We start from the raw sequence: 7,903 nt of genomic DNA on the forward strand, positions 1-7,903 counted from the left end.
CCAGCTCATGTCGAATCTTCGTGAAATTCAGAGGCGCATCTCCTCGGTCAAGGCGACCATGCAGATCACGCGCACGATGGAGATGGTTTCCACGGCGAAGATCCGCAAGGCACTCGACCGCGCCGAGGAGGCTGAGCCGTACAAGGACGCGATCAGTCGTATGCTGGCCGCTGTCGTGGGCGCTGGCGTCAAGGGTGAGCAGCCGCTGCTCGAGAGGCATGGTACGGAGAAGAACGTTCTCTTCATCCTTATCGCGTCCGATCGTGGTCTTGCCGGTGGTTTCAACATCCAGCCCGAGCGCGAGGTCCTTCGCAAGATGGGCCGACTCAAGGCGAAGGGTGTCACGAGCCAGCTGATTACGAGTGGCCGTAAGCCGACCGACTTCTTCGCGCATCGTGGAATGGACCCGGTGATTAGTTTCGTCGGTACCTCCTCCGAGCCCACGATGGACCAGGCGGACCAGATTGCCACGTACGCCATGGATGCCTATGCAAAGGGCACCATTGACCGCGTGGAACTGAACTACTGGCATGCGAAGAACCGCTTCGAGCAGGTGCTTGTTAGCGAGCAGCTTCTCCCGATTGACCCGGATGTGTTCAAGTTGCCCAACGAGCCGCGCAACCGCGAGGCTCTGACGACGGTCGAGCACGACTATCGCACCGAGTTCGACTTTGACCCGTCTGCATCCGAGGTTCTCGGTTACCTTATCCCGGCCTATGTCCGCACCGTGATCTTCCATGCAATGCTTGATTCGGCTGCGGCGGAGCACGGCGCGCGTCGTCGCGCGATGCACTCCGCGACGGAGAACGCGGAAGAGGTCGTCAATGACCTCAGCCGCACGTACAACCGTGTGAGGCAGGGCTCCATCACCACTGAGCTCAACGAGATCATCGGCGGCGCGGCCGCATTGGAGGACAAGTAATGTCAGAAACCACTGAGAAGAGGTCGGTGCTCGAGGAGGCGGCCCTCGATATCAAGCACCGTAGTGTCGGAGACGGCACCATCATCAGCATCGTGGGCTCCATCGTCGACGTTAAGTTCGACGACGACGTCCCCGCGATCTATAACGCCCTTACCGTCAAGGGCGAGACCCCGATTGGCGCCATCAACCTCACGCTTGAGGTCGAGAGCCTGCTTCCGGGTAACATCGTTCGTTGCGTCGCCATGGCCTCCACCGACGGCCTTCAGCGCGGTCTCCGTGTTCACGACACGGGTGCCCCGATGATGATGCCCGTCGGTCCTCAGACCCTTGGCCGCGTCTGGAACGTCGCTGGTAAGCCTGTTGACGGCATGCCCATGCCGGAAAACATGCAGCTTTACCCGATTCACCGTCCTGCTCCGCAGTTCGAGGACATCACCACCCAGACCGAGATTTTCGAGACCGGCATCAAGGCCATCGACCTTCTCGAGCCCTATGTTCGTGGTGGTAAGACCGGTCTGTTCGGCGGCGCAGGCGTCGGCAAGACGGTTCTGATTCAGGAGCTCATCAACAACCTCGCCCAGGAGCACGGCGGCACCTCGGTGTTCACCGGCGTCGGCGAGCGCACCCGTGAGGGCACTGACCTGTACCTTGAGATGAGCGAGTCTGGCGTCATCAACAAGACCTGTCTCGTCTACGGTCAGATGAACGAGCCGCCTGGAGCACGTCTGCGTGTCGGCCTCGCTGGCCTCACCACGGCTGAGTACTTCCGTGACCAGGGCCAGGACGTCCTTCTGTTCATCGACAACATCTTCCGCTTCTCCCAGGCAGGCTCTGAGGTCTCCGCACTTCTCGGCCGCATGCCGTCCGCCGTTGGTTACCAGCCCACGCTGGCCACCGAGATGGGCGACCTGCAGGAGCGAATCACGTCGACCAAGGAAGGCTCGATCACCTCGGTCCAGGCCGTCTACGTCCCCGCCGACGACCTCACCGACCCGGCTCCTGCCACGACGTTCACGCACCTCGACGCCACGACGGTTCTGTCGCGTAGCATCGCCTCCCTCGGCATCTACCCGGCAGTCGACCCGCTGGCGAGCTCGTCTGACGCCCTCGACCCCAGCGTCGTCGGCGACGAGCACTATCGCGTGGCGACTGCCGTCCAGGAGACCCTGCAGGAGTACACCGACCTTCAGGACATCATCGCGATTCTTGGTATGGACGAGCTCTCTGAGGAGCAGCGCCTGGTCGTTGACCGCGCGCGTAAGATCCAGCAGTTCCTCTCGCAGTCCTTCCACGTCGCCGAGAAGTTCACGGGCAACCCGGGCGTGTACTGCCACATCGAGGACACCGTTCGCTCCTTCGCCGCTATCGTCGACGGCGAGTGCGACGACATCCCCGAGCAGGCCTTCCGTTACGCCAGCACCATCGAGGACGTGCGCGATCGCGCCGCCAAGATGGCTGCTGCCGAGAACGCGGCTGAGTAGGGGCGGATCTGATGGGCTACCTAACCTGCAAGTTTGTGAGGCCTGACAAGCAGATCTTCGAGGGTAAGGTTGCCTCGGTTGTGCTCGCAACGTACACGGGCGAGCTCGGCATCCTCCCTGGCCATGCTTCAGAGATTTGCGCTCTGGGCAACGGCGTGGTTCGCATGAACCTTCTGCCGGAGGATGGCGGTGGCGTGCGTCGTGTCGTGGTTTCTGGCGGTTATGCCGAGGTGCACAAGAACACCGTCGTCGTTATCGCCGATCACGCTCGTCGTGAGGATGACATCGAGCCGAATGTCGTTCTGGCCACTCGTAAGGCTGCCGAAGAGTCGAGGGACGCCCTCCCTGAGGACGACCACCAGCGCGCCTACTACGAGAATAAGATTGCTTGGTGCAATCAGCTTCTCGCCCAGGCAGAGAAGGCTGGCAAGCTTAAGCATTAGCCAATTGGCATCCTTGAGGCTTGACTCGATTACAATTAGGCAATGGATGTAACCCGATGGGCGTCCGCGTGCGGGCGCCCATCTTGTCATAGAAGGCCAACGGAGGAGGAACATGGACGTCATCAAGGTTGAGGGTGGGCATCCCATTACCGGTGAGGTCAGGGTCGAGGGCGCTAAGAACTCGGCGCTCAAGCTCATGGCGGCGACCATCATGGCTCCGGGCGTGAACACGCTCACGAATGTCCCCAACATCTCCGATGTCCATGTCATGGGTAAGGTCCTCAAGCGTCTCGGTGCCAAGATAGACGTTCTGGATGAGCACACGCTCGTCATCGATACCACGAACGTGGACAAGTGGGAGGCGCCGTACGAGCTCGTCGTCAAGATGCGTGCCTCGACGGCCGTTATGGGTCCGCTCCTGGCTCGCTTTGGCAAGGCCGTTATCGCCATGCCTGGCGGATGCAACCTCGGAGCTCGCAAGATCGACATGCATATCCTTGGCCTTGAGGCGCTTGGCGTGCATTTTGAGACGACTCACGGCAACATGCATGCCAGTGCGCCCAATGGCATCGTTGGTGCCAACGTCACCCTTGAATTCGCGAGTGTTGGCGCGACGGAGAACCTGATCATGGCCTCCGTTCACGCGAGCGGTACCACGATTATCGACAACGCTGCTCGTGAGCCTGAGATTGTCGATCTCGCCAACATGCTTAACGAGATGGGCGCGAAGATCACCGGCGCGGGTACCCCCGTCATTCAGATCGAGGGCGTCGCTGCGCTCCATCCCGTCACGCATGCCGTCGTGGGCGATCGTATCGAGGCCGGTACCTTCATTGCCGCTGCGGGCATGACCGGCGGCCCCATTCACGTTACCGGCTTCAAGCCCGAGCACCTCGGTCTCGTTCTCAAGAAGTACGAAGCCATGGGCATGCACATCGAGCGCGAGGAGGATGGCGTCATTGCCTCCGCGGACACGCGCCTTAAGGCGGTGGACATCCAGACGCTGCCGTTCCCTGGCTTCCCTACGGATATGCAGGCTCAGACCATGGCCATGCTCGCTCTTTCGGATGGCCAGTGCGTCATCACCGAGAATATCTTCGAGAATCGTTTCATGTTCGCCGGCGAGATTGCCCGCATGGGAGCCGATATCCGCGTAGAGGGCCATCATGCCATCGTCCGCGGCGTCGAGGGCCTTTCCGGAGCTCAGGTTGAGTCCCCTGATCTGCGCGGCGGGGCGGCGCTGGTGCTCGCCGGTCTTGTGGCGGAGGGGGAGACCACGGTTTCGGCCATCCATCACATCGAGCGCGGCTATGAGCACTTCGTAGACAAGCTTGGCGCGCTCGGCGCGAAGGTGTGGCGCGATACGGTTCCTGACGTCGAGATCGAGGACTAACGCATGCCCGCGCACTCTGAATGGGATCCGGGCAAGACTGGCTTCTACGACTTCGATCGCACGACTTCGGGGTCCTCTTACCACGAGCGCATGGTTCGTCGCACGTCCAGGAGACGCGCGATCATCGTGGTGGCGGTTACCCTTGGGGTGGTTCTTGCCGTCATATGCGGCATCGTTGTCGCGGGTGGATCCTCGGTAAAATAATCTGTATGCATAGTAAGCCGTACGTTCTGCCGTGGCTTACAGGGGGCGTTTCAAAAGCTGGAGGTATTGGCATGAGGGCTAAGAACGAGGGGCATAAGCTTTCGAACGCCGGTGAGGACTATCTCGAGGCAATCTATTGCGTTCTGCTTGAGCATCCTGGCGACAATGCCGTTCGCTCGGTCGACGTTTCTGAACGACTTGACGTCTCGAAGGCAAGCGTGAACAAGGCGCTCTCCGCTCTAAAGGAAGGCGGTTTCGTCGAGCAGACTCGCTATGGCCGTGTCGAGCTGACGGAAGAGGGCCGCGAGTATGCCGCGCGCGTTTGGCGTCGCCATCGCATGCTTAGGAGCTTCCTAAATCACGAGCTGGGCGTGGAGGAGGACGTTGCGGACGAAGAGGCGTGTCTCATGGAACACGCCCTATCCGAGGACACGACTCGGCGTTTCATGGATTATCTAGAGCGTCAGGGCGTTGCCATCGATAGCGAATAGACAGCTGTCTGGCGGTTGTGTGAGGCCGGCGTGTGCGGACGCCCAAATTAGAACCGTATGAGCGGGATGCGTTCACGTCTGCCGAACGCACCCCGCTCTTTGTATGAAGACCGCCCAACCGCAGCGTGGCGGCGGTACCATCCCACACACCAGATCATGGACCGTTGCGCGCGTGGCGTCGGTCCCGCGCGTGTGGGTTGCGCGTCGGAGAATGGAGCATCGTGAAGGCAATCATCCCTGCCGCTGGTCTTGGCACTCGCTTTCTTCCTGCCACCAAGGCGGTTCCCAAGGAGCTCCTGCCCGTTCAGGGCCTGCCTGTGATTCAGCATGTCGTTGAGGAGGCCCTTGCGGTTGAAGGGGTTGACGGCGTTGTCATCGTCAACTCTCACGATAAGCCCGCCATTGAAGAGCACTTTGCCAAGAATGGAGAGCTAGAAGAGCTCCTGCGTTCGCGTGGCAAGGAAGACCTTGCGGCAGATGTCGAGCACGCTGCTTCGCTGCCTGTATCTTTTGTCTATCAGGATGAGCCCTTGGGCCTCGGTCACGCGGTGTTGCAGGCTGCGCCCGCCATGGACGGCGATCCTTTCCTGATTCTTCTGGGCGACTATTTCGTGCCCGATCACGAGATGTGTCGTCGCATGAAGGAGGTCTCTGATGCCCATGGCGGCGCCTCGGTTATCGCGGTGGGCGTCGTTCCGGCTGACGAGGTCTCGCGTTACGGCATTATCGGGGGGAAGTGCGTTTCCGGTGGTGACCCCGAGGCCCCGGGTGCCGTCTGGCTCGTGGGCAATATGGTCGAGAAGCCTGCTCCCGAGGATGCTCCCAGCCATCTCTTCATTGTGGGTCGCTATCTGCTTTCTCCCCGCGTAATGGAGCTTCTTGCGACGCAGGGCCCCGGCGCCGGTGGCGAGGTTCAGCTCACTGACGCCATGCTCCGCCTTCTCGACGAAGAGGAGATGTACGCCATCGTGGTCGATGTTGATGAGGGCCGTGACACGGGGACCCCGGCTGCCTGGGCTGGTGTTGCCGCTCGCGCCGCGCTTGAGGATCACTCGACTCGTGCGGAGTTCCTCGAGGCCCTTGGCGCAGCGGCGGATCTCATCTGCTAGCTGTCCAGGCCCTTGTGCCGCACGCGTATCGATGCGACCCCGCGCGGCTTTGCGCCCGTGGGGTCGCTTACTGTCCTGCCGTCATCTTGGAGGATATACGGCTATGAACGTCATTAACTTCACTGGCGATGCGTGGGAAGCGCGCGTTGGTGACGGAGATCCATACGAGGACGCGCTGCGCATCGCGGATGCTGTTGGCGAGCTTGCCCATGAGCTGAATCCCGATGCTCGCGTCTACGTTGGCTTTGATTCACGGCCTTTGTCTCGTTCGCTCGCGCCCGAAATGGCTGAGGTTGTCGCCGGACACGGTATTACGTGCTATGTCTCAGACGCCTGCTGTCCCTCGTGTGTGCTCGCCGAGGCTGTGAGGCTGGACTCCAAGGCCATTGGCGGAATCATGCTTACGGCAGGGAATAAGCCTGCAGACTACTTTGGGATTCGCGTCTGTATGGCAGACGGATCGCCTGCCACGTCCGGCGACACGGATGTTCTCGAGAGCCATGTCGTGCCAGAGCTACCCTCGGCGCGAGGCGAAGCCGAGTCTGTTGACCTTATGACGCGCTATCTTGAGCGTACCTCGGACTTTATCGACGGTGACGCCATTGCCGCGCAAGCCCCTCTCGTCGTGTGTGACCCGATGTACGGTTCTATGTGCGGGCATGCCGCCCGTCTTCTGGGTTCGCTCGGTGCGCGTGTCATCGAGATTCATGCGGATGACGAGGAGGATTTCGGCGGCCTCCATCCTGACGCCGCGGAACCGTGGATTGACGAGTGCGAACAGGTGGTTGGCGACCAGGGTGCCGCGTGGGGCGTTGCAATAGACGGTGCGGGCGAGCGCATAGCGCTCATTGATGAACTCGGACGATATGTCACGCCCCATAAAATGCTTGCTCTCATAATGGGCTACCTCGTGCGAGAGTGTGGGATTACGGGGCGCATGGTAGTTCCGATTTTCGTCTCATCTGTCGTGCGAAGGCAGGCGGTGCGTCTCGGCCTTCAGTTGACGGTTACCCCAGCCGGCTATATGTGGATGCGCGAGGAGATGCTCGCCGGCAACGTCGTGTGTGCGGGTGATGCCCTGGGCGGGGTCGGGATACCCGCACTTGGGCTCGAGCGCGATGCTCTCGCTGCGGCTGCCGTTCTGGCAGATTGCATTGCCCGCGATGGCAGGCCGCTCTCCGTGATTTCTGATGCTCTCGATGAGGAGCTCGGGCGAATGTACTACGGACGCCGCGAGGTTCGCATGGGCGCAGGAGCCATCCAGATGCTGAGAAACTACCTCCCCGGACTGAATCCAGCGGAAATGGCGGGGATGAAGGCCGTTTCCGTTTCGCACTCCGCGGGAAGTCTTCGAGTGGAGCTCGAAGGCGACGCATGGGTGCTCGTTCGGCCGAGCGCTTCTTCGCCCACCGCGCTTGTGTGCGCAGAGGCGCCTACCAAAGCCGATCGTGACGCTCTCTTGGACACTGGGGCGGCGCTAGCGCTTGAGCCGCTTGAGTTGGGCAAGGAGTAAGGCCCCCGTACTAAGTGGGGCAACAAAATATGCTGCGAGAAGCGGGGCATCGGATGTGCCGATGTCCCGCTTCTCTATCCGCACTGCGTGGTGGCGGAAGGAGTGGGTTGCTGAGTCTCATGGCAATGAGATGAGAAACGACTCGTTATCGACCCCTTACCAGGGGAAACAGGGCGGCAGACCGGATCTGCCGTGCGCCGCCCCCGCCCCTCCCGCCGCCCCGCGCCCTCCCGATTTGTGTGCGTCCCGTGGAGACGCCCCCGCCCCCTTGCGGGCGGCCCCGGGGGCGCGTATATTTCATCCCTGCGCCGCGGCCGGCGGGTCCCACGGGACGGGCGGAGGCGGCG

General features: G+C 61.5%; 8 protein-coding genes. All 8 read left to right on the plus strand.

Going from position 1 to position 7,903, the window contains the following annotated elements:
• Positions 1-7: 7 nt before the first annotated feature.
• Positions 8-922 (plus strand): ATP synthase F1 subunit gamma, encoded by a 915-nt coding sequence (gene atpG / locus ACTQ1Z_RS08045; RefSeq protein WP_320680191.1) that lies wholly within the window; start codon positions 8-10, stop codon positions 920-922.
• Entirely contained in the window at positions 922-2,403 is a 1,482-nt protein-coding gene (gene atpD, locus ACTQ1Z_RS08050; protein ID WP_320680190.1) for a F0F1 ATP synthase subunit beta, read from the plus strand. Before atpG ends, atpD begins: the two co-directional genes overlap by 1 nt.
• A gap of 11 nt (positions 2,404-2,414) precedes the next feature.
• A complete protein-coding gene (gene atpC, locus ACTQ1Z_RS08055; RefSeq protein ID WP_293815988.1) occupies positions 2,415-2,846 on the plus strand; it encodes an ATP synthase F1 subunit epsilon in 432 nt (143 codons plus the stop codon).
• A 112-nt stretch (positions 2,847-2,958) separates the two neighbouring features.
• Positions 2,959-4,239, plus strand: coding sequence for a UDP-N-acetylglucosamine 1-carboxyvinyltransferase (gene murA / locus ACTQ1Z_RS08060; RefSeq protein WP_320680189.1), 1,281 nt, complete (start codon positions 2,959-2,961; stop codon positions 4,237-4,239).
• A 3-nt stretch (positions 4,240-4,242) separates the two neighbouring features.
• Complete coding sequence (locus ACTQ1Z_RS08065) at positions 4,243-4,443, plus strand: hypothetical protein (protein ID WP_320680188.1); 201 nt, start codon at positions 4,243-4,245, stop codon at positions 4,441-4,443.
• Between the two features lie 71 nt (positions 4,444-4,514).
• On the plus strand, positions 4,515-4,934 hold the full coding sequence (locus ACTQ1Z_RS08070) for a metal-dependent transcriptional regulator (protein ID WP_441860119.1): 420 nt from the start codon (positions 4,515-4,517) through the stop codon (positions 4,932-4,934).
• Positions 4,935-5,155: 221 nt separating this feature from the next.
• The gene (locus tag ACTQ1Z_RS08075; protein WP_320680184.1) at positions 5,156-6,043 is read left to right on the plus strand and encodes a UTP--glucose-1-phosphate uridylyltransferase; all 888 of its coding nucleotides are present in this window, start codon (positions 5,156-5,158) and stop codon (positions 6,041-6,043) included.
• A 103-nt stretch (positions 6,044-6,146) separates the two neighbouring features.
• On the plus strand, positions 6,147-7,556 hold the full coding sequence (locus ACTQ1Z_RS08080) for a phosphoglucomutase/phosphomannomutase family protein (protein WP_441860121.1): 1,410 nt from the start codon (positions 6,147-6,149) through the stop codon (positions 7,554-7,556).
• Positions 7,557-7,903: the final 347 nt, after the last annotated feature.

The sequence above is a fragment of the Parolsenella sp. LCP21S3_E11 genome, assembly GCF_052118165.1.
In the GTDB taxonomy this organism is placed as follows: Bacteria; Actinomycetota; Coriobacteriia; order Coriobacteriales; family Atopobiaceae; genus Parolsenella.